At 72.2% G+C, this 18,716-nt stretch carries 19 protein-coding genes; 4 read left to right on the top strand and 15 right to left on the bottom strand.

Features of this window, described 5'->3' with window-relative positions:
• Positions 1-50: 50 nt before the first annotated feature.
• Positions 51-1,139, top strand: a complete 1,089-nt coding sequence (locus DZA62_RS09820; protein WP_116948713.1) for a DUF3866 family protein — start codon at positions 51-53, stop codon at positions 1,137-1,139.
• A 317-nt stretch (positions 1,140-1,456) separates the two neighbouring features.
• On the opposite strand, the gene DZA62_RS09815 is transcribed toward DZA62_RS09820, so the two are convergent.
• The 11 genes from DZA62_RS09815 to DZA62_RS09765 form a co-directional block, all read right to left on the bottom strand.
• Entirely contained in the window at positions 1,457-2,578 is a 1,122-nt protein-coding gene (locus tag DZA62_RS09815) for a hypothetical protein (RefSeq protein WP_116948712.1), read from the bottom strand.
• Positions 2,575-3,090 (bottom strand): SigE family RNA polymerase sigma factor, encoded by a 516-nt coding sequence (locus DZA62_RS09810; RefSeq protein ID WP_116948711.1) that lies wholly within the window; start codon positions 3,088-3,090, stop codon positions 2,575-2,577. Before DZA62_RS09810 ends, DZA62_RS09815 begins: the two co-directional genes overlap by 4 nt.
• Positions 3,091-3,184: 94 nt before the next feature.
• Entirely contained in the window at positions 3,185-3,550 is a 366-nt protein-coding gene (locus DZA62_RS09805; RefSeq protein ID WP_116948710.1) for an FKBP-type peptidyl-prolyl cis-trans isomerase, read from the bottom strand.
• Entirely contained in the window at positions 3,550-4,620 is a 1,071-nt protein-coding gene (locus tag DZA62_RS09800) for an FKBP-type peptidyl-prolyl cis-trans isomerase (protein WP_116948709.1), read from the bottom strand. The genes DZA62_RS09805 and DZA62_RS09800 overlap by 1 nt, the downstream gene beginning before the upstream one ends.
• A gap of 109 nt (positions 4,621-4,729) precedes the next feature.
• The gene (gene pafA, locus DZA62_RS09795) at positions 4,730-6,091 is read right to left on the bottom strand and encodes a Pup--protein ligase (protein WP_116948708.1); all 1,362 of its coding nucleotides are present in this window, start codon (positions 6,089-6,091) and stop codon (positions 4,730-4,732) included.
• A 9-nt stretch (positions 6,092-6,100) separates the two neighbouring features.
• Complete coding sequence (gene prcA / locus DZA62_RS09790) at positions 6,101-6,835, bottom strand: proteasome subunit alpha (protein ID WP_232827368.1); 735 nt, start codon at positions 6,833-6,835, stop codon at positions 6,101-6,103.
• A 50-nt stretch (positions 6,836-6,885) separates the two neighbouring features.
• Positions 6,886-7,728 (bottom strand): proteasome subunit beta, encoded by an 843-nt coding sequence (gene prcB, locus DZA62_RS09785; RefSeq protein ID WP_116948706.1) that lies wholly within the window; start codon positions 7,726-7,728, stop codon positions 6,886-6,888.
• Positions 7,729-7,938: a ubiquitin-like protein Pup gene (locus DZA62_RS09780; protein ID WP_116948705.1), complete on the bottom strand. Its 210-nt coding sequence runs from the start codon at positions 7,936-7,938 to the stop codon at positions 7,729-7,731. It abuts the gene before it with no gap.
• Positions 7,939-8,950: 1,012 nt separating this feature from the next.
• Positions 8,951-10,462, bottom strand: a complete 1,512-nt coding sequence (dop, locus tag DZA62_RS09775; RefSeq protein WP_116948704.1) for a depupylase/deamidase Dop — start codon at positions 10,460-10,462, stop codon at positions 8,951-8,953.
• Positions 10,463-10,513: 51 nt separating this feature from the next.
• Complete coding sequence (locus tag DZA62_RS09770) at positions 10,514-10,792, bottom strand: hypothetical protein (protein ID WP_157987577.1); 279 nt, start codon at positions 10,790-10,792, stop codon at positions 10,514-10,516.
• 5 nt (positions 10,793-10,797) lie between these two features.
• Positions 10,798-11,814, bottom strand: coding sequence for a Gfo/Idh/MocA family protein (locus tag DZA62_RS09765; protein WP_116948702.1), 1,017 nt, complete (start codon positions 11,812-11,814; stop codon positions 10,798-10,800).
• A gap of 42 nt (positions 11,815-11,856) precedes the next feature.
• Here DZA62_RS09765 and DZA62_RS09760 point away from each other — a divergent pair, with 42 nt between their 5' ends.
• The 3 genes from DZA62_RS09760 to DZA62_RS09750 are packed head-to-tail and all read left to right on the top strand — an operon-like array spanning position 11,857 to position 13,564.
• Positions 11,857-12,483 (top strand): hypothetical protein, encoded by a 627-nt coding sequence (locus DZA62_RS09760; RefSeq protein ID WP_157987576.1) that lies wholly within the window; start codon positions 11,857-11,859, stop codon positions 12,481-12,483.
• The gene (locus tag DZA62_RS09755; protein WP_116948700.1) at positions 12,483-13,064 is read left to right on the top strand and encodes a hypothetical protein; all 582 of its coding nucleotides are present in this window, start codon (positions 12,483-12,485) and stop codon (positions 13,062-13,064) included. Before DZA62_RS09760 ends, DZA62_RS09755 begins: the two co-directional genes overlap by 1 nt.
• Entirely contained in the window at positions 13,061-13,564 is a 504-nt protein-coding gene (locus DZA62_RS09750) for a hypothetical protein (protein ID WP_116948699.1), read from the top strand. Before DZA62_RS09755 ends, DZA62_RS09750 begins: the two co-directional genes overlap by 4 nt.
• Here the strand turns inward: DZA62_RS09750 and DZA62_RS09745 are convergent.
• The 4 genes from DZA62_RS09745 to DZA62_RS09730 form a co-directional block, all read right to left on the bottom strand.
• Complete coding sequence (locus DZA62_RS09745; protein ID WP_116948698.1) at positions 13,515-14,678, bottom strand: hypothetical protein; 1,164 nt, start codon at positions 14,676-14,678, stop codon at positions 13,515-13,517. The genes DZA62_RS09750 and DZA62_RS09745 overlap by 50 nt on opposite strands.
• A gap of 95 nt (positions 14,679-14,773) precedes the next feature.
• Positions 14,774-16,459, bottom strand: coding sequence for a proteasome ATPase (arc, locus tag DZA62_RS09740; protein WP_116948697.1), 1,686 nt, complete (start codon positions 16,457-16,459; stop codon positions 14,774-14,776).
• Positions 16,460-16,583: 124 nt separating this feature from the next.
• Positions 16,584-17,483, bottom strand: coding sequence for a tRNA (adenine-N1)-methyltransferase (locus DZA62_RS09735; protein ID WP_116948696.1), 900 nt, complete (start codon positions 17,481-17,483; stop codon positions 16,584-16,586).
• A gap of 49 nt (positions 17,484-17,532) precedes the next feature.
• The gene (locus DZA62_RS09730) at positions 17,533-18,642 is read right to left on the bottom strand and encodes a site-2 protease family protein (RefSeq protein ID WP_116948695.1); all 1,110 of its coding nucleotides are present in this window, start codon (positions 18,640-18,642) and stop codon (positions 17,533-17,535) included.
• Positions 18,643-18,716 lie beyond the last annotated feature (74 nt).

Genomic DNA, 18,716 nt, shown 5'->3' with positions numbered 1-18,716 from the left:
ACCCCCAATCCCTTGCCAGCGCGAGACTAGCCAATAGCTAGTCTCAACGCGTGATTCGCTGGCGAAACGGTGTTGTCAAAACAGTAGACGCCTCCTGGCCCGGTGCCACGCAACTGCGTGTCGAGGTCGAGGGCGAGCAGGTGCGCGCCCTGGCCTACGACCACCTGGTCGGGCGGCCGCGGCCCGGCGAGATCGTCGTGCTCAACACCACGGCCCTGGCCATGGGCCTGGGCACCGGCGGCTACGCGCTGGTCGTCGCCGTGCCGAACCAGCTGCCGCCGGACCCCGAGCCGGGTCCCGGGCACCTGGTCAAGGCCCGCTACACGCCGCTGCAGGCCACCGTCCTCGGCGTCGACGAGCAGGACTCCGAGTGGCACGAACTGCTGCGCGAGGCCGACGACCTCGACGGGCTGCCGGTCGTGACGGCGGACCTGCACTCGGCGCTGCCGGCCATCCTCGCCGGGCTGACGACGTCGGCGGCCTTCCCCGCCGACGTCCGGGTGGCCTACGTCATGACCGACGGCGGCGCGCTGCCGCTCTGGTTCAGCAAGACCGCGGCGGCGCTTCGCGAGGCCGGCTGGCTGGCCGGCACGGTCACCGTCGGACAGGCCTTCGGCGGCGATCTGGAGGCCGTGACGCTGCACACCGGGCTGCTGGCCGCCAAACACGTCCTGGAGGCCGACGTCGCCGTCGTGACGCAGGGGCCGGGCAACCTCGGCACGGGCACCCGCTGGGGGTTCTCCGGCGTCGCGTGCGGCGAGGCGGTCAACGCGGCGGTCGTGCTGGGCGGGCGGCCGGTGGGGTCGCTGCGGGTCAGCTCGGCCGACCCTCGGGCCCGGCACCACGGCGTGTCGCACCACAGCCTGACGGCGTACGGCCGGGTCGCGCTGGCGCCGGCCGACATCGTCGTCCCCGACCTGCCCGGTGAGTTCGGCGAGAAGGTCCGCACCCAGGCGGCCCGGCTGGAGAACCGGCACAACGTCGTCTCCGTGGCCGTCGACGGCCTGGAGGAGGCCCTGGCGGCCGCACCCGTCGGCCTGTCCACCATGGGCCGCGGCCTGGAGGACGACGGCGCCTACTTCCTCGCCGCGGCCGCCGCCGGCCGGCACGCCGGCGCCCTGCTCCAGCACGACGGCTGACCCTCCCGCACCCCAACCCGTCGATCATGGAGACGTGCAGGTCCCGATCCTCCGGAACCTGCACGTCTCCATGATCAACTCGGGTGGGGCGGGTCGGGCCGGCGTGACCAGGTCGGCTCGCGTGCCCGGGTGGCCAGATTGGCCCGGGTGACCGGGTGACCGGGTCGGCCGGCGTGACCAGGTCGGCTCGCGTGACCGGGTGACCGGGTCGGCCGGCGTGACCGGCGAGCGACGTCTGTGCCGCTAGGTGGACCCCTCCCGTTCGGGTGGGTGGCCCACCCTATGGGCGGGCACCGACAACCGCCCGCCGACGGTGGTCACGGGGTCGGCGTCGTGTCCCCTGACGCCGGCGTCTCACCGTCAGCCGGCGTCTCACCGTCAGCCGGCGTCTCACCGTCAGCCGACGGGCTCTCGCCCGGCTCGGGGGCGTCCGCGTCGGCCAGCCGCTGGTCATCGGCCGGCACCGGGCCGACGGTGGCGGCCACCTCGAGCGGATCCAGGCCCTCGGCGACGGTGAGCGAGGCCACCACGCCGGGCGCCGGCGCCCACACCACACGGTCCGTGCCACGCAGCACGGCCGGCTGTCCGTCGAGGTCGACGATGCGGTCGCCGGCCAGTCCCCAGCCGTAGATGCCACCGGACGCGGTCTGGACGCTGAGCGAGCCCTGCGAGCCCGACACCTCCCAGACGTACTGGGTCGACGACGCGGCCCCGGGGTCGCCGACGTACTCCAGCGCCGTCTCGGCCGGCCAGTCGCCCAGGTCGACGGCGCCGTCCGTCAGGGTGGCCGTGGCCGCCAGGTCCTCCAGCTGCGCGGGGGTGAAGCCGTCCGCGTCGATCCGCAACTGCTGACCGTCCGGCAGCAGCCACGCGAGGTCACGCCGCCCCGCCTCGTGGTCCTCCGGTCCCGGCACCAGCGTGCCCGGCGCCGTGCCGGCCGGCACCACGGAGGCCGGTTCCGGGCCGAACACGGTGGCGAGCCGCTCGATGACGCCGTCGTCGTCCACGCCGGCCAGGCTCAGCTCGCCGCCGCTGCACGGGCCGGTCTCCATCCGCGGCCAGGCTTCGCCGACCTCGAGCCGCCCGTCGTCCGGCCACAGCAGCCGGACCTCGTCCGGCAACTCGGCCGGGGTGATCTCGTAGCCGTAGCCGGGCTGGTCCTCGCAGGGCTCCGCGGCCGCGGTCGGCAACGCCGCCTGCCCCGACCCGGCGGGCTGGGGCGCCAGGGTCTCCGGGCCCGAACCGCCACCGAACAGTGGCACCAGCCCGGTGACGGCGGCCGCCGCCGTCAGCACCGAGGCAGCACCCACCTGCACTCGGTGTCTGCGCAGCCGGCGGCGGCCGCCCTCGCGGGCGCGGCGCACCGCGTCCGCCTCGGGGTCCACCGACGCCGTCGCCGCCGTCAGGGCAGCGCGCAGGGCGTTCTCGTCGTGGGTCATGACCTGTCCTCCGAAATGACTCTGGTGTCGTCGATGACCGGCAGCACTGTCCGCAGCCGGGCCAGTGCGCGCGCTGTCTGGCTCTTCACGGTGCCGACCGAGCAGCCCATCGCCACCGCCGTGTCGGCCTCCGAGAGGTCGGCGAAGTACCGCAGCACGACCACCGCCCGTTGCCGCGCCGGCAGCGTCCGCAGCGCGGACACCACGACGGCGCGCTCGTGCAACGCCTCGACGGCGTCCGCGCGGTGGTCTGGCCGGTCGTGCTCCGTGCCGAGAGCGGCCTCGGCGGGCCGCCGTGACCGCATCCGCCAGCGATTCATCGCGTGCCGGGTCAGCGCCCGGTGCGCGTACGCCACCGGATCGGTGACCCGCGGCCAGGCCACGTACAGGCGCTCGTACATGTCCTGGAGCAGGTCCTCGGCGAGGCCCCGGTCTCCGGTCAGCAGGTAGGCCGAGCGGAGCAGTCGGCTGGACCACCCGGCCACGAAATCGTCGAACCCGTTGTTGCGCACACCCCTCCAGACACCGAGACGTCCGGAAAGGTTGCCCGGAACGCGCGAACTCCCGCCACCCGAGGGGTGACGGGAGTCCGCGAGAGGAACTCGGCTACTTGACGTCCAGCAGGTCGATGACGAAGACCAGCGTCTTGCCCGACAGGCGGTGGCCGCCACCGGCCGGGCCGTAGGCCTGGTCCGGCGGGACGACCAGCTGTCGGCGGCCGCCCACGCGCATGCCCGGGATGCCGTCCTGCCAGCCCTTGATCAGGCCGCGCAGCGGGAACTCGATCGGGGCGCCGCGGTTCCACGACGCGTCGAACTCCTCACCGGTCTCGAACTCCACGCCCACGTAGTGGACGAGGACGGTCGCGCCCGGCGCGGCCTCGGCGCCGTCGCCGACGGTGAGGTCGGTGATCTGCAGGTCCGCCGGGGCGTCGCCGCCGACGAAGTCGATCTCGGGTCGGTTGAGTCCCATCAGTAACTCCCGATGACGTCGATGACCAGCACCAGCGGCGTACCTTCGGTGCCGTCGGCGTTGGCGTTGTCGGTGGCGGAGATGCGGCTGACCACGCGGCTGCCGACCGTGCCGCCGGTGAGCGCCTCGGCCAGGCCGGGGATGCCGGCCAGTTGCTCGGCGGCCAGCGTCAGCGGCGCCTGGCCCTCGTCCCACGTCGTGATGACGTCGGCGCCGTCCGGGTAGGACGCCTGGACCATGTTGACCACCAGGTTCGGGCCCAACTCGTCGCCGTCGCCGGTGATGACCAGCGTGGAGTCGGAGGCCTCGGGCGGCGTGGCGCTGGCGAAGTCCAGCGTCGGCGCGGTGCCGTCCTCGCCGTCGGTGACGGTGGGCAGGCCCGCGGGGAGGTCGGCGACGGCCTCACCGGACGCGTGCGCGGTGGGGTCGATGGAGTCGACGATGTCGACCACGAAGACCAGCGTGTCGTTCTGGAGGTCGTGGCCCTCCTGGGCGCCGTAGCCCTGGTCCGGCGGGATCGACAGCAGGACGCGGGAGCCGACGGTCTGGCCGGCCAGGCCCTCCTTCCAGCCGTCGATGACCTGGTTCAGCGAGAAGCTGGCCGCGCTGCCGCGGTCGTAGGAGTTGTCGAAGACGTACGGCTCGGCGTCACCGGAGCCCGCGTCGGCCGACGGGTCGGCGCTGGCCTCGGCGTCGGGCGTGGTGGCACCGCCGACGTCGCCCTCGGCGGGAGTCTCGCTCGCGGCGGGGTCGTCGGCGGGCGGCTCGACCGGGGCGTCCGAGGCCGGGGGCCGCGGCGCCCACGTCTGGCCGAGGTAGTTGGCCACCACGACGTCGTTCTCGCCGACCTCGTCGCCGTCGCCCTCGTCGATGACCTCGATCTGCAGGTCCTCGGGCGGGTCCTCGTCAGGGATGGTGAGCGTCGGCTTCTCGCCCTGCGCGCCGGAGACCTCGACGCCCAGGTCCGTGGTGGCGGTGGAGTCGCCGTCGCCGCCGTCGTCGCCCCCGCAGGCGGAGAGCGCGAGGGCGGATGACACGATCAGAGCGGCCAGAGCCTGTCGTCTGCGCACGGTGAACTAGTCCTTCATCTCTATCGCGGGCTGTGTGGTCCGACGAAACGGCAACCCTAAGCGCTGCACCTGAGAACTACCTGAACGGGCTGCGGCAGGCAGCTTACGCTCACATGCCCTCGATGAGGCGAGCGACCCTCTCGTCGACGGACCGGAACGGGTCCTTGCACAACACCGTACGTTGTGCCTGGTCGTTGAGCTTCAGATGCACCCAGTCGACGGTGAAGTCGCGGCGGCGCTCCTGGGCCCGCTTGATGAACTCGCCGCGCAACTTCGCGCGGGTGGTCTGCGGCGGCACCGACTTGGCCTCGAAGATCTCGACGTCGCGCGCCACCCGCTGCACCTGGCCGCGCTTCTCGAGCAGGTAGTACAGGCCGCGACCACGGTGGATGTCGTGGTAGGCGAGGTCGAGCTGCGCGACCCGCGGGTGGGTCAGCGTCATGTTGTGCTTCGCGCGGTAGCGCTCGATGAGGCGGTACTTCGTCACCCAGTCGATCTCGCCCTCGACCAGCGAGAGGTCGGCGGAGTCGATGGCCTTGATGGTGCGCTCCCACAGCTCGAGCACCCGCTGGATGGCCGGCGTGGCCAGCTCGCGGCGCTCGACGAAGTCGCGGGCCTTGGTGAAGTACTCCTCCTGGATCTCCAGCGCGGACGCCTCGCGCCCGCCGGCCAGCCGGACCTTGCGGCGGCCGGTGAGGTCGTGGCTGATCTCGCGGATGGCCCGGATGGGGTTCTCCAGCGTCATGTCGCGCAGCCCCACACCGGCCTCGATCATGCGCAGCACGAGGTCGGTGGCACCCACCTTCAGCAGCGTGGTGCACTCGTTCATGTTGGAGTCGCCGACGATGACGTGCAGCCGGCGGTAGCGCTCGGCGTCGGCGTGCGGCTCGTCGCGGGTGTTGATGATGGGCCGGCTGCGGGTGGTGGCGCTCGAGACGCCCTCCCAGATGTGCTCGGCCCGCTGGCTGACGGCGAACACCGCGCCCCGCGGCGTCTGCAGCACCTTGCCGGCGCCGCAGATGATCTGCCGGGTGACCAGGAACGGGATCAGGATGTCGGCCAGCCGGGAGAACTCACCATGCCGTCCGACCAGGTAGTTCTCGTGGCAGCCGTAGGAGTTGCCGGCGGAGTCGGTGTTGTTCTTGAACAGATAGACATCGCCGGCGATGCCCTCTTCGGCCAGCCGCTTCTCGGCGTCGACCAGCAGCCCTTCGAGGACCCGCTCACCGGCCTTGTCGTGCGTGACGAGGTCGGTGATGCTGTCGCACTCGGGCGTGGCGTACTCGGGATGGCTGCCGACGTCGAGGTACAGACGCGCACCGTTGGACAGGAAGACGTTGCTGCTGCGGCCCCACGTGACGACCCGGCGGAACAGGTAGCGGGCGACCTCGTCGGGCGACAGCCGCCGCTGCCCGCGGAACGTGCACGTGACGCCGTACTCGTTCTCGAGACCGAAGATGCGGCGATCCATGGTTCGAGCCTAGTCGCCCGAGCCCTCGGAGTCGGCCTGTGGCGGGGTGTCGGAACCGCCACGGTCGAGCAACGAGTCGAGGACCGGCCCACTGAGCCGCCGGAACGTGCGCCGCGGGCGCTCGCGGTCGAGCACCGCGACCTCGAGCGACGCGGGCACCAGCTGCCGCGGCTCGTCGGTGTCGCGGCCCAGCGCGTCGACGGCCAGCCGCAGCGAACCCTCGAGCGACGCACCCTCGGTGAAGTGCTCGCCGACGTAGCGGCCGACCTGCTCGGCGGCGCCGCCCATGACGGAGTAGCCGCTGTCGGCGGCCACCGAGCCGTCGTAGGTGATGCGGTAGATCTGGTCGGTCTCGATGGTCTGCCCGACCTCGGCCACCACCAGCTCGACCTCGTACGGCTTCGGGTCCTGGGTGAAGATCGTCCCCAGCGTCTGCGCGTACACGTTGGCCAGCGCCCGCCCCGACACGTCGACGCGGTCGTAGGAGAAGCCCCGCAGGTCAGCCATGCGCACGCCGGCCTGGCGGAGGTTCTCGAACTCGTTGTACTTGCCGACCGCGGCGAACGCGATGCGGTCGTAGATCTCGCTGATCTTGTGCAACGACGGCGACGGGCTCTCGGCAGCGAACAGGATGCCGCCCGCGTACTGGATCACGATGACCGACCGGCCGCGGGCGATGCCCTTGCGGGCGTAGTCGGCCCGGTCCTTCATGATCTGCTCGGGCGAGACGTATCCGAACTGCATCGACACCGACGATTCCTCTCCTGCGGGCTGGGTGCTGGGGTGGTGGCCGGTCAGCGCAGCGGCGCGACCGGGCCGTCGGGCCGGATCTCGCGGCCGGCGACGACCTCTTCGACGATCTGCGCGACGGCCTGCTCGTCGCGCTGCCGGTAGCCGGTCTCGTCGACCACCGCCACGATGGGGAAGATGCGCCGCTGCAGGTCGGGCCCGCCGGTCGCGGAGTCGTCGTCGGCGGCGTCGTACAGCGCCTGGACGGTGACCGCGATGGCGTCGTCGGCCGTGAGGTCGTCGCGGTAGAGCTTCTTCAGTGCGCCGCGAGCGAACACCGAGCCGGACCCGACGGAGAAGAACTGGTGCTCCTCGTAGCGCCCGCCGGTGACGTCGTAGGAGTAGATGCGGCCGCCGCCGGTAGCGAGGTCGTACCCGGCGAACAGCGGCACGACCGCGAGGCCCTGCATGGCCATGCCGAGGTTGCCGCGGATCATGTGCGACAGCCGGTTGGCCTTGCCCTCGAGGGACAGCACCGTGCCCTCGATCTTCTCGTAGTGTTCCAACTCGAGCTGGAACAACCGGATCAGCTCGAGGCCCAGCCCGGCCGAGCCGGCCATGCCGACCGCCGAGTACTCGTCGGCCTGGAAGACCTTCTGGATGTCGCGCTGGGCGATCATGTTGCCCATGGTGGCCCGCCGGTCGCCGGCCATGACCACCCCGCCCACGAACGTGGTGGCCACCAGCGTGGTGGCGTGCGGGGAGAGACCACCGAGATCGGCGCCCGCCGGAACCCGGTTCCCCGGCAGCAACTCGGGTGAGTACAGCCGCAGGAACTCGGTGAACGACGACGTCCCCGGAGTCAGGAACTCCGCCGGCAGGCTGCCGATACGCGAGACATCAACCACTTACTCTCCACCCTTCTGCACGAACGAACGGACGAAGTCCTCGGCGTTCTCCTCCAGCACCTCGTCGATCTCGTCGAGGATGGAGTCGACGTCGTCGTCGATCTTGTCCTGTCGCTCCTTGAGCTCTTCGCTCGACTCGGTCGCCGCGGTGTCCTCGGCGTCCTCGTTCTTCCGGGTCTGCTTGTGACCACCGGTCGTCTCACGCGCCATCGCCAACCTCCACCTGGTCGCCTTGAGAACGACCCTATCCAGGAGTGGTGACATCTTGCCGCCCCGGGACGCCGGATCGGGGCAGAGATTTTCTTCTTACGCCGACAGCGCAACCGACTCCGGGCGGGGTCGACTCGGCGTTCCCCCGGCCAACTCGGCGTTCGCCAGGCGTTCCGTGGGTTGGCCGACCGTTCGCCGCTTTGCGGCAGTGGGCCGTCCCCCTGGCGCCCATTCTCTCAGCCGCGCCACCGCGCCTCGAGCGGACTTGTGGGGCGCTTCGCGCGGCGAAGGTCCGCTTGACCCACGGTCCCGCGGCCAAGTACGGGCACCTATCCGGGGGAAGTCTGGGCACGCCTTGGGGTTCGCCGCCGTGATGCTGGCCCGTCGTGGCCCCCCATCACCAAGTTGATCATGGAGAAATCGGGGTTCCCAGTGCGCCGGAACCCCGATTTCTCCATGATCAACAGCCGCCCGGGGGGTGGCTTCACGCGCGCCGGGGCACCTCACCCGCGCCAGGACCGCATGGCCGCCGACAACGGCCGTCATCCGGCGCCACGGCGGGTGAAGTGCACGCCACACGAGTGAAGCCAACGGCGCCGTGCCGCCCACCACCACCCGCAGCCCAAACGGCACCCAGAATCGACCTCGATAGCCAGAACCACGAGAACCGGCCTCCAACGGCGCCCCAAACGCGACCCCCGTATCGAGGACGGGCCCACTGCCATCGGCACGAACCCGGGCAACGGCGAACGCCGCGCTGGGCGGCGGACGGTGCACCGGGCGGGCTGTGACCGCACTTCCCAATCCCCCTGATAGCTGCCCGTTCCTGACCCGCGGCGCCGCGGGTCAAGCGGTGTCCCGCGCGCGAAGCGCCATTCGGCTTCGCTTGAGGCGCGGTGCCGCGGCGAAGAAATGGGCAGCAGGGGGACGGCCAACGGCCGCACAGCGGCGAACGCGGCAACCCACGGCCACCGCAGCGGACCCGCGGCGACCGGCGCCGAGCCCGAGAACCTCAGCGCTGGGTCAGTGCGCTGACGAGGTCGCCCGCCGTGTCGCACTGGTCCAGGAGGTCGCCGACGTGGGCCTTCGTGCCGCGGCTGGGGTCGAGGGTGGGCACCCGCTGCAGCGCCTCGCGGCCGGGGAGGTCGAAGATCACGGAGTCCCAGGACGCCGCGGCGATGGACTCGGCGTACTTGTCAAGACAGCGGCCGCGGAAGTAGGCCCGGGTGTCCTCGGGCGGCAGGTGCACGGCGTCGTCGACGTCGCGGTCGGTGATGAGGCGCTGCATGCGGCCCTTGGCCACCAGCCGCCGGTAGAGCCCCCGCTCCGGGCGGATGTCGGCGTACTGGAGGTCGATGAGGTGCAGCTTCGGGTGCGTCCAGTCCATGCCGTCGCGGTCGCGGTAGGACTGCAGCAGGGCCAGCTTCGCCACCCAGTCGAGCTGGTCGGACAGCGACATGGGGTCGGTGGCCAGCGCGTGCAGGGTCGCCTCCCAGCGGGCCAGCACATCGGCGGTGACGGGGTCGACGTCGGCGCCGTAGCGGTCCTCGACGAACTTGCGGGCCTGCTCGGCGTACTCGGTCTGCAGCTGGACGGCGGTGAGGCGGCGGCCGTCGGCGAGCTCGACGAGGTGACCGAGGGTGGGGTCGTGGGAGACGTCGTGCAGCGCCCCGACCGGCCGCGACACCGCGAGGTCGCCGACGAGGAAGCCGTCCTCGATCATGGCGAGGACCAGGGCCGTCGTGCCGAGCTTGAGGTAGGTCGAGATCTCCGAGAGGTTCGCGTCGCCGAGGATGACGTGCAGGCGGCGGTATCGCTCGGGGTCGGCGTGCGGCTCGTCGCGGGTGTTGATGATCGGCCGCTTGAGGGTGGTCTCCAGCCCGACCTCGACCTCGAAGTAGTCGGCGCGCTGCGAGATCTGGAAGCCGTGGCCGCTGCCGTCCTGCCCGATGCCGACGCGCCCGGCGCCGCACACGACCTGCCGGGAGACGAAGAACGGAATGAGGTGGCGGACGATGTCGGCGAACGGCGTCGACCGGTTCATCAGGTAGTTCTCGTGGCAGCCGTACGAGGCGCCCTTGTTGTCGGTGTTGTTCTTGTACAGCTGGATGGGCTGCGCGCCCGGCAACCGGCCGGCCCACGTGGCCGCGACACCCATGATGGCCTCGCCGGCCTTGTCCCAGATGACGGCGTCGCGCGGCGAGGTGACCTCGGGCGAGGAGTACTCGGGATGGGCGTGGTCGACGTAGAGCCGGGCGCCGTTGGTGAGGATCAGGTTGGCCAGCCCGATCTCCTCGTCGGTGAGCTGGCTGGGGTCGGCGCCCCCGCGGGACAGCTCGAACCCGCGCGCGTCGCGCAGCGGGTTCTCCTCCTCGAAGTCCCACCTCGCCCGCCGCGCATGGGCACGCTGGGCCGCGTAGCCGTTGACCACCTGCGACGAGGCCAGCATGGAGTTGGCCGCCGGGTTGCTGGGCACCGAGATGCCGTACTCGGTCTCGATTCCCATGATGCGCCGGGCACTCATGTCACGAGCCTACGGCAGCAACGGCCGTCCACCCACGCGACGCGGACGCCGTCAGCCCCACACCAGCCGCATGACCGGCCGTTCCGGCGACCGCCGCGCGATCTCCCGGAAGCCGGCCCGGACGAACGTCGACGCGTAGCCCGTGCTGGTGGAGCTGGGCGAGACCGCGCCGTCCAGCGGATCTGCCTCGACGGCGGGCGCCCCGGCCGCACGAGCCCGGGCGGCGGCCCGGCCGCGAGCACCACCCGGACGTCGTCGCGGTTCGCCGCTGTCGGCCATGAGCTCGTCGAACGCCGGCCACAGCGCGTCGGTCAGCGGTTCGACCCGCAAGACGCTCACCCCAGCGGCGCCGGCTCCGGATACCGGACGCCCAGCCCGGCCAGCGCCTGCTCGAGGATGTCGGCGATCTCGACGGTGTGCGCGAGCGGCATCTCCGGGCACTCGGTCCGGCCCTGCCGGACCGCTTCGGCGACGGCGCGCAGCATCGGCACGTAGCCGCGGCCCTCCTTCTCCCACTCGAACGTCTGGGTCTCCTCGACGCCGCGGGCCGGCGCGTGCACCAGCCGCATGGTGGTGGCGGCATGGAACCTCGGCGGCACCTCGATGCGTCCCGTGGTGCCCATGACCAGCGCGGATCCGGGGATCGGCGAGACCAGCGACACGTCCAGGTGCGCCCGTACGCCCCCGGGCCAGGTGAGGAAGAGCCCGGCCTCGTTGTCGACGCCCTGCTCGTTCAGGCTGCCGGTGACGGTCAGCGCGGACGGCGCGCCGAGCAGCATCTGCGCGAACGCGACCGGGTAGATGCCGACGTCGAGCAGCACGCCGCCGCCCAGCGCCGGGTCCCACAGCCGGTCGGTGCGGTCGGCCGGGGCGACGAAGCCGAGGTCGGCCGAGACCGCGCGGACGTCGCCGATGGCGCCGTCGGCGACCAGCTGCCGCAGTTGCACGATCAGCGGGTTGAACCGCGTCCACATGGCCTCCATGCAGAACACGCCCCGCTCGCGGGCCAGCTCGGCCAGCCGCGTGGTGTCGGCCAGCGACGTCGTGAACGCCTTCTCGCACAGCACCGCCTTGCCGGCGTCGAGGGCCAGCTGGACGACCGGCCCGTGCTGCGCGTGCGGCGTCGCGACGTAGACGACGTCGACCGCGGGGTCGTCGACCAGAGCGCGGACGTCGTCGTAGGCGCGGTCGACGCCGAGCTCGCGGGCGAACGCCTCGGCGCGGTCGAGCCGGCGGGAGCTGACCGCGGCCAGCCGGCTGTGCTCCAGCAGCCGCAGATCGCCGGCGACGCTGTGGGCGATGGAGCCGGTGGCGACGACGCCCCAGCCGATCGTGCGCTGCGAGGTGGTCATGTCTCGAACCCTACGTGGCCCCGGTCTCGTATGATCCCGCCGATGCCCCTGTCCGTCCGCGCCGCCACCACGACCCTCGCCGGCACCTGGCCGCGTCGACTCGCCTGGCTGCTCCCGCCGGTCGCCGTGCTGGTGACGGTACTGACGGGCGGGCTCGCGAAGGCGCCCGTGCCGGCCCCTGAGCGGGTGGCGGCCGGCGACGCCGTCGACGTCGGGCCCGTGCGGCTGGCCGCGCAGGGCTGGACGATCCGCGACGACGTCGCCACCAGCGGCCTGGAGTACTCCGGCGCCGCCGCCTGGCTGGTCGTCGAGGCCGAGGTCACGGCGCTCACCGACGCCACGACCACGTTCCCGGAAACGGCGCTGCGGCTGCCGAGCGAGCTGGGGCTGGAGACCGAGCCGGACCGCGTCGTGCTGCTCGCCGACGACACGCTGGGGCCGCAGCTGCAGCCCGGACTGCCGGCCCGCGTGGCGCTGCTCTGGCCGGTCGGCGACGATGCCGACCCGGGTGACGAGCTGGCGCTCACCTACCTGCGGTCGCGGCTGTCGGACAGCACCATCGACGCCAGCCGGGTCTGGCGGCCCGACGGCGTCGCCGCGCACACGACGCTCCCCCGCGACGACGCCGCCGGCGACGCGATCGCCGAAGAGCCGGAGGACGACCGGTGATGGCGCGGCACCGCAGGGTCAAGCGGCCGTCCCGGGCCGGGTTGGTCGCCATGACCGTCGTCGTGGTCGCGGCCGGCGCCGTCGCCGCCAGGGCGGACACCTGGTGGCCGCAGGCCCGGCCGATCGTCACCGGGGCTGCGGTCGGCGAGGCGGTCGTCGTCGAGCCGGTCCGGGTGACCGTGCACGGCGTCCGCGCCGCGACGGTGCTGGCCGACGGGCTGGACGACCTCGACACCGGCGGTGTCTGGATCGCCGTCGACCTCACCGCCGCCGCGCTGGACGAGCCGGCGGCGATCTCCGGCATGGCCCTGCGCGACCGGCGCGGCCGCGAGTACGCGTCGTCCAACCGGGTCACCAACGCCATGGTCGGCGGACCCTTCGACCCGCTGGTCCCCGAGCGCGGAGAGGTCGTGTTCGAGCTGCCCTCCGACGCGCTCGGCCGGCTCACGCTGGTGATCAGCCCGGACGCCCCGGGCCGGGTGGTGCCGCGGGCCGAGGCCGAGCTGCCGTTGCGGGTGGACGAGGCGGCCGACGAGCCGCTGACGCTCCGCTCGCGCGACCTCGCCGAGGTGGACGAGTGAGCAGGACGTGGTGGCGGCGGAACCGCGTCGCGCTGCCGGTCATGGTGGTGGCCCTGGCGGGCCTCTCCTGGCCGGCGTCGGAGGCGGCCCGCGAGCTGTGGTGGCCGCGCGGCGAGCACGTCCCCGTCTCCCCCGCCGGCGACGGCTGGGCCGCGGTCGGCGACGTGTCGCTGCGGCTGGCCGCGTTCGGCCCGGCCGACGAGCTGCCCGACGACCCGCCGCCGGACGGGTACGCCGTGTGGCGGGCGGAGCTGGTCACCGACGGCGGCGACGATCCGCTCCCCTGCTCGGCCGAACTGCAGGACGCCGGCGGCCACCGGTACGCCGCCGGGTCGCGCTACCTGCCGTCGTACGAGGACGAGTCGGTCAGCATCGAGTGCGGCGGCGCTGAGGGCGGTGGTGTCGCCTACTTCCTGCTGCCGCACGACGCCGAGCCGGACGTCGTGCGGGTCAGCGCGCTGGGGCTGCTGCCGGAGTACTGGTCGCTTCCGGTGCCGTGACGGCGCCGTCCGCCCCCTCCGTGACCGGCAGCCGGCCGAGGAGCGCGTCGGCCGCGGCGGCGAGCAGCGCCGCGGACAGCACCTGGACGAGCATCGTCGCGACGGCGTCCAGCGGGCCGGCCAGCGCCGTCCAGTCGAGAATGGGCGCCGGTCCGACGACCAGCCGGGCCACGCCCCAGACGAGGTGCCCGAGCAGCCCGACCGCGACGTAGGCCAGGCAGAACAGCAACGCCGACGACCAGCCGGACCGCCAGATCATCGCCAGCCCGGCGGCCAGCGGCCCGAACCGGCGCTCGCCGTCCAGGCCGGCCCGCCAGGCCCGGGCGACGTTCTGCTCGCCCACCCGGGCACTCAGCCGGGCGGAGACCCGCCCGGCCACCGGGGCGATCGCCTCGGCCGGCTGCGTCCCGTACACGATGGTGCCGAACGCCAGCCACGAGATCGGCACCACCAGGCCGGTGAACACGCCGGCGACCAGGAGGTCCGTCGTGGGCACCAGCCCGGCGGCCAGCCGGTCGAGCAGCTCGAACCGGTCGGTCAGCTCCGTCCACCAGCGATCGAGCCGGTCCGTGACGACCCGGCCGGACCACCAGTCGCGGAACCGGCGCGAGGCCAGCGCGACGACGAAGACGCCGAGCACGATCCAGACGACGTCGCAGTAGCCGGCCAGCACCTGCAGCAGCGTCCGCCGTCCCGACGTGCGCGGCTGCCCGCGCGACAGGCGCCCGGCCAGCGATCGCAGCGCCAGCGCGCCGAGCGCCGTCCCCAGCACCGCGGCCGACGCGCCGGCCGGGATGCGGTCGGTGATCTCGCCTGTCGTGGCGGCGAGCTCGGCGGCGTCGCGGGCGGACCTGTTGTAATACTGCCGCTGGTCCTCGGCGAACGTGCCGTAGTGCTCGTAGACGACGAGGAACGGGACGATGAGGCTGCCCAGAACGGCCAGCACCGTGCGCACCCGGCGCCCGGGCGGCACCGTCGACGGCCGCATGACCAGCAGCATCGCGACGGTGACCAGCATGGCGCCGAGCGGCACCAGCGCCAGCACCAGCAGCCCGGCCACCGCCGAGTGCCGGCCCGCCCACACGGCGGCGTCGAGCGTGTACTCGCGGGCCACGAGCCCGGTCGCCGCCAGGGCGACCAGCGCCGGCCAGCAACGGCGGAGGCGCCGCCCTGCGTCGAGCAGGACGGCGCCTCCGCCGGACGAGCTGCTCAGAGGTACTGGCCGGTGTTGGCCACGGTGTCGATGGAGCGGCCGGCCTCGGTGCCCTGCTTGCCCGAGATGAGCGTGCGGATGTAGACGATGCGCTCGCCCTTCTTGCCGGAGATGCGCGCCCAGTCGTCGGGGTTGGTCGTGTTCGGGAGGTCCTCGTTCTCCTTGAACTCGTCGAAGCAGGCCGTCAGCAGGTGCTGCACCCGCAGGCCCTTCGCGCCCGTCTCGAGGAGGTCCTTGATCGCCATCTTCTTCGCGCGGTCGACGATGTTCTGGATCATCGCGCCGGAGTTGAAGTCGCGGAAGTACAGGACCTCTTTGTCACCGTTGGCGTAGGTGACCTCGAGGAAGCGGTTGTCCTCGGTCTCGGAGTACATCTTCTCGACCGACCGCTGGATCATCGCCGCCGTGGTGGCCGCGGTGTCGCCGCCGTGCTCGGCGAGATCGTCGGGGTGCAGCGGCAGCGTGGTCGTGAGGTACTTGCTGAAGATGTCGCGGGCCGCCTCGGCGTCGGGCCGCTCGATCTTGATCTTCACGTCCAGGCGGCCGGGTCGCAGGATGGCGGGGTCGATCATGTCCTCGCGGTTCGAGGCGCCGATGACGATGACGTTCTCGAGGCTCTCGACGCCGTCGATCTCGCTCAGCAGCTGCGGGACGATGGTGTTCTCGACGTCGGACGAGACGCCCGAACCGCGGGTGCGGAACAGGGAGTCCATCTCGTCGAAGAACACGATGACCGGCGTGCCCTCGCTGGCCTTCTCGCGGGCCCGCTGGAAGACCAGGCGGATGTGCCGCTCGGTCTCGCCGACGTACTTGTTCAGCAGCTCCGGGCCCTTGATGTTGAGGAAGTACGACTTGTGCTCGGACATCCCCTTCAGCCTGGCGATCTGCTTGGCCAGGGAGTTCGCGACGGCCTTCGCGATGAGCGTCTTGCCGCACCCGGGCGGGCCGTAGAGCAGGACGCCCTTCGGCGGCCGCAGCTCGTGCTCGCGGAACAGCTCCGCGTGCAGGAACGGCAGCTCGACGGCATCGCGGATCTGGTCGATCTGCCGCGACAGGCCACCGATGTCGGAGTAGTCGATGTCGGGGACCTCTTCGAGGATGAGCTCCTCGACCTCCGACTTCGGGATGCGCTCGTAGACGAACCCGGCCCGCGGCTCGAGCAGCAGGGAGTCGCCGACCCGCAGGCCGGAGTCCTGCAGCGGCGAGGCGATGCGGACCACCTTCTCCTCGTCGGTGTGCCCGATGACCAGGGCCCGCTCGCCGTCGGTCAGCAGCTCCTTGAGCATGACGACCTCGCCGACACGCTCGTACTCGAGCGCGCGCACGACGTTGAGCGCCTCGTTGAGCATGACCTCCTGACCCGGGCGGAGCTCGCCGAGCTCGACGTCGGGGCTGACCGCCACTCTGAGCTTGCGGCCGCCGGTGAAGACGTCGACCGTGCCGTCGTCGTACTTGGACAGGAACGTGCCGAATCCGGACGGCGGCTGGGCCAGCCGGTCGATCTCCTCCTTGAGTGCCACGATCTGGTCGCGGGCCTCGCGGAGAGTGGCCGCCAGCCGCTCGTTCTGGGCGTTCACGGACGCCAGTCGTGCCTCGAGGAATGCCACCTCGCCGGCCATGTCGGACGGCTCGCGCCCGGACCCGCGACGGCCGTGATCGAAGCCATCGTCGTACGACGCCATCTCGCACCTCCTCGGAAGGGGGTCGTCTATAGCCAGACCTTACAGTCGCCCGGCCCGAACGCCATGCAGGAGATCAGCTAGTGACCAGATGTTGACTTTCGGTCCGACGAACGTGGAAATCTGTTTACCCCAACTCGCTCGCCGCCGTGGTGGTTCCGGAGTCATTGGCGGCGTCGTTGCCGGGTGCGGGGCGGCGCCGGCGCGGCGGCGGGGTGACCCCGGGCGCCATGCGGCGGGTCGTCACGAGGAACCCGGTGTGCCCGATCATGCGGTGATCGGGGCGTACGGCCAGGCCCTCGACGTGCCAGGTGCGCACCATGGACTCCCAGGACACCGGCTCGGTGAACCGGTTGCTCTCGCGGATGGTCTCGACGGTGCGCGACAACTGCGTGGTGGTGGCGACGTAGCAGCACAGCACGCCACCCGGGACCAGCACCTTCGCGGCGGCGTCGACGCACTCCCAGGGCGCCAGCATGTCGAGCACCATGCGGTCGGCCTCGGCGTCGTCGAGCGACTCGACGAGGTCGCCGACGGTGAGCCGCCAGGCCGGGTGGTCGCCGCCGAAGAACCGTTCCACGTTCTCGGCGGCGATCTTCGCGAAGTCGGCGCGCCGCTCGTAGGAGTGCACCGTGCCGTGCTCGCCGACCGCCCGCAGCAGCGACATCGTCAGCGCGCCGGAGCCCACCCCGGCCTCGACCACGCGGGCACCGGCGAAGATGTCGGCCATGGCGACGATCTGGCCCGCGTCCTTGGGATAGACGACCGCCGCGCCCCGCGGCATGGAGAGCACGTAGTCGGACAACAGCGGCCGCAGAGCGAGATAGGCCGTGCCGCCGGTCGAGACGACGACGGAGCCCTCGGGCTGGCCGATGAGCTGGTCGTGCTTGAACGATCCCTTGTGGGTGTGGAACTCCTTACCGTCCTGGAGCGTGATGGTGTGGTGGCGTCCCTTGGGATCGGTGAGCTGCACTTGGTCGCCGACCCGGAAGGGCCCGGTGCGGCGAGACGATTCGGTCGCGGACATGCGGTCGAGGCTATCCGCCGGGTCCGACAGGCCGACGCCCGGACGGCGCTCAGCGAGCGGCCAGCGCGTGGTCGACGTCGGACGTGACGAGGACGCCGTAGACCCGGCTCTCGGCGTCGACCACGAGGTACTCGGTGGCCGGGGTCTCGCGCATGGCCTTGAGCAGGTCGTCGCCGCGGACGTCGAGAGGCAGGATCAGGCCGTGCTGCAGCGACCGGGCCGACTGGCCGATCGTCACCCACGGGCGGCGCTGCTCCGGGATGGCGGCCACCGAGCTCTCGCTCACGATGCCGGTGGGGCGCCCGGCGCTGTCGACGATGACCAGTGAGGTGACGCCGGCCTCGTGGGCCTGACGCATGGCCTCGGAGACCGGGAGGTCCGGCGCGACGGGGGCGGCGCGGCGGGCGAGCGTCCGGGTGTCGAGCCGGGGCAGCCGGGCCCGCATGCGGCCGACCGCGAGCGCCTGCGTCGCCCCGGTCCACAGCAACGCCGCCACCAGACCGGCCCAGATGATGGTGAGCAGCTGCGGCCGGCCGCCGTTCAGCACGAACGGGAGGAACAGCACGAGGCCGGCCAGCACCTGGCCGGACCGGGCCGCGACGACGGTGCCGCGATGCTCGTCGCCGCTGACCCGCCAGACGGCGGCCCGCAGCATGTGCCCGCCGTCCAGCGGCAGGCCGGGCAGCACGTTGAACACGCCGACGAGCAGGTTGGCGACCGCCAGCTCCCACACCAGGAACGTCAGCACGCGGTCGTCGATGGCCTCGCCCGCGAGCAGGCCGAGCCCGCCCAGCGCCAGCGACAGCAGCGGCCCCGCGGCCGAGACGACGAGGTCGCGGCCCGGCGTCGGCGCGTCACGCTCGATCTCGGTGAAGCCGCCGAGGAAGTGCAGCGTGATGCCGCGCACCGGCAGCCCGAGCCGCCGCGCCGTGAGGGCGTGGCCCAGCTCGTGGATGAAGACCGACAGGTACAGCAGCACGGCGAACAGGAACGCGACCATGTAGGCGGCGCCGTCGGTGAGCTCAGGGAGGTAGCGCAGGACGAAGTCGCGGCCCCAGTACGTGATGACGGCGGCCACGAGGAACCACGTCGGGCTGACGTACACGGGGATGCCCGCGATGCGCCCGAGACTCAGCTGCCGCCCACGACCGGTTGCCATCTTCCAAGGCTACGTGGCGGCACCGGCGGCGTGTGCGGCCCCGCACTGTCGGAGGCGTGATCTACAGTCACGAA

It is taken from the genome of Jiangella endophytica (assembly GCF_003427025.1).
In the GTDB taxonomy this organism is placed as follows: Bacteria; Actinomycetota; Actinomycetes; order Jiangellales; family Jiangellaceae; genus Jiangella; species Jiangella endophytica.
The sequence above is the reverse complement of the archived record's forward strand: the minus strand, read 5'-3'. Positions and strand labels throughout refer to the sequence as shown.

Bases quoted from the DNA above. Each gene is read 5' to 3' on its own strand.
- DZA62_RS09765 (WP_116948702.1), bottom strand. From the start codon at position 11,814: ATGACCACCTCGCAGCGCACGATCGGCTGGGGCGTCGTCGCCACCGGC.
- DZA62_RS09755 (WP_116948700.1), top strand. From the start codon at position 12,483: ATGGCGCGGCACCGCAGGGTCAAGCGGCCGTCCCGGGCCGGGTTGGTC.
- DZA62_RS09780 (WP_116948705.1), bottom strand. From the start codon at position 7,938: ATGGCGCGTGAGACGACCGGTGGTCACAAGCAGACCCGGAAGAACGAG.
- DZA62_RS09805 (WP_116948710.1), bottom strand. From the start codon at position 3,550: ATGGGACTCAACCGACCCGAGATCGACTTCGTCGGCGGCGACGCCCCG.
- pafA (WP_116948708.1), bottom strand. From the start codon at position 6,091: ATGGATCGCCGCATCTTCGGTCTCGAGAACGAGTACGGCGTCACGTGC.
- dop (WP_116948704.1), bottom strand. From the start codon at position 10,462: ATGAGTGCCCGGCGCATCATGGGAATCGAGACCGAGTACGGCATCTCG.
- DZA62_RS09760 (WP_157987576.1), top strand. From the start codon at position 11,857: ATGCCCCTGTCCGTCCGCGCCGCCACCACGACCCTCGCCGGCACCTGG.
- DZA62_RS09815 (WP_116948712.1), bottom strand. From the start codon at position 2,578: ATGACCCACGACGAGAACGCCCTGCGCGCTGCCCTGACGGCGGCGACG.
- prcA (WP_232827368.1), bottom strand. From the start codon at position 6,835: ATGCAGTTCGGATACGTCTCGCCCGAGCAGATCATGAAGGACCGGGCC.
- arc (WP_116948697.1), bottom strand. From the start codon at position 16,459: ATGGCGTCGTACGACGATGGCTTCGATCACGGCCGTCGCGGGTCCGGG.
- DZA62_RS09730 (WP_116948695.1), bottom strand. From the start codon at position 18,642: ATGGCAACCGGTCGTGGGCGGCAGCTGAGTCTCGGGCGCATCGCGGGC.
- DZA62_RS09735 (WP_116948696.1), bottom strand. From the start codon at position 17,483: ATGTCCGCGACCGAATCGTCTCGCCGCACCGGGCCCTTCCGGGTCGGC.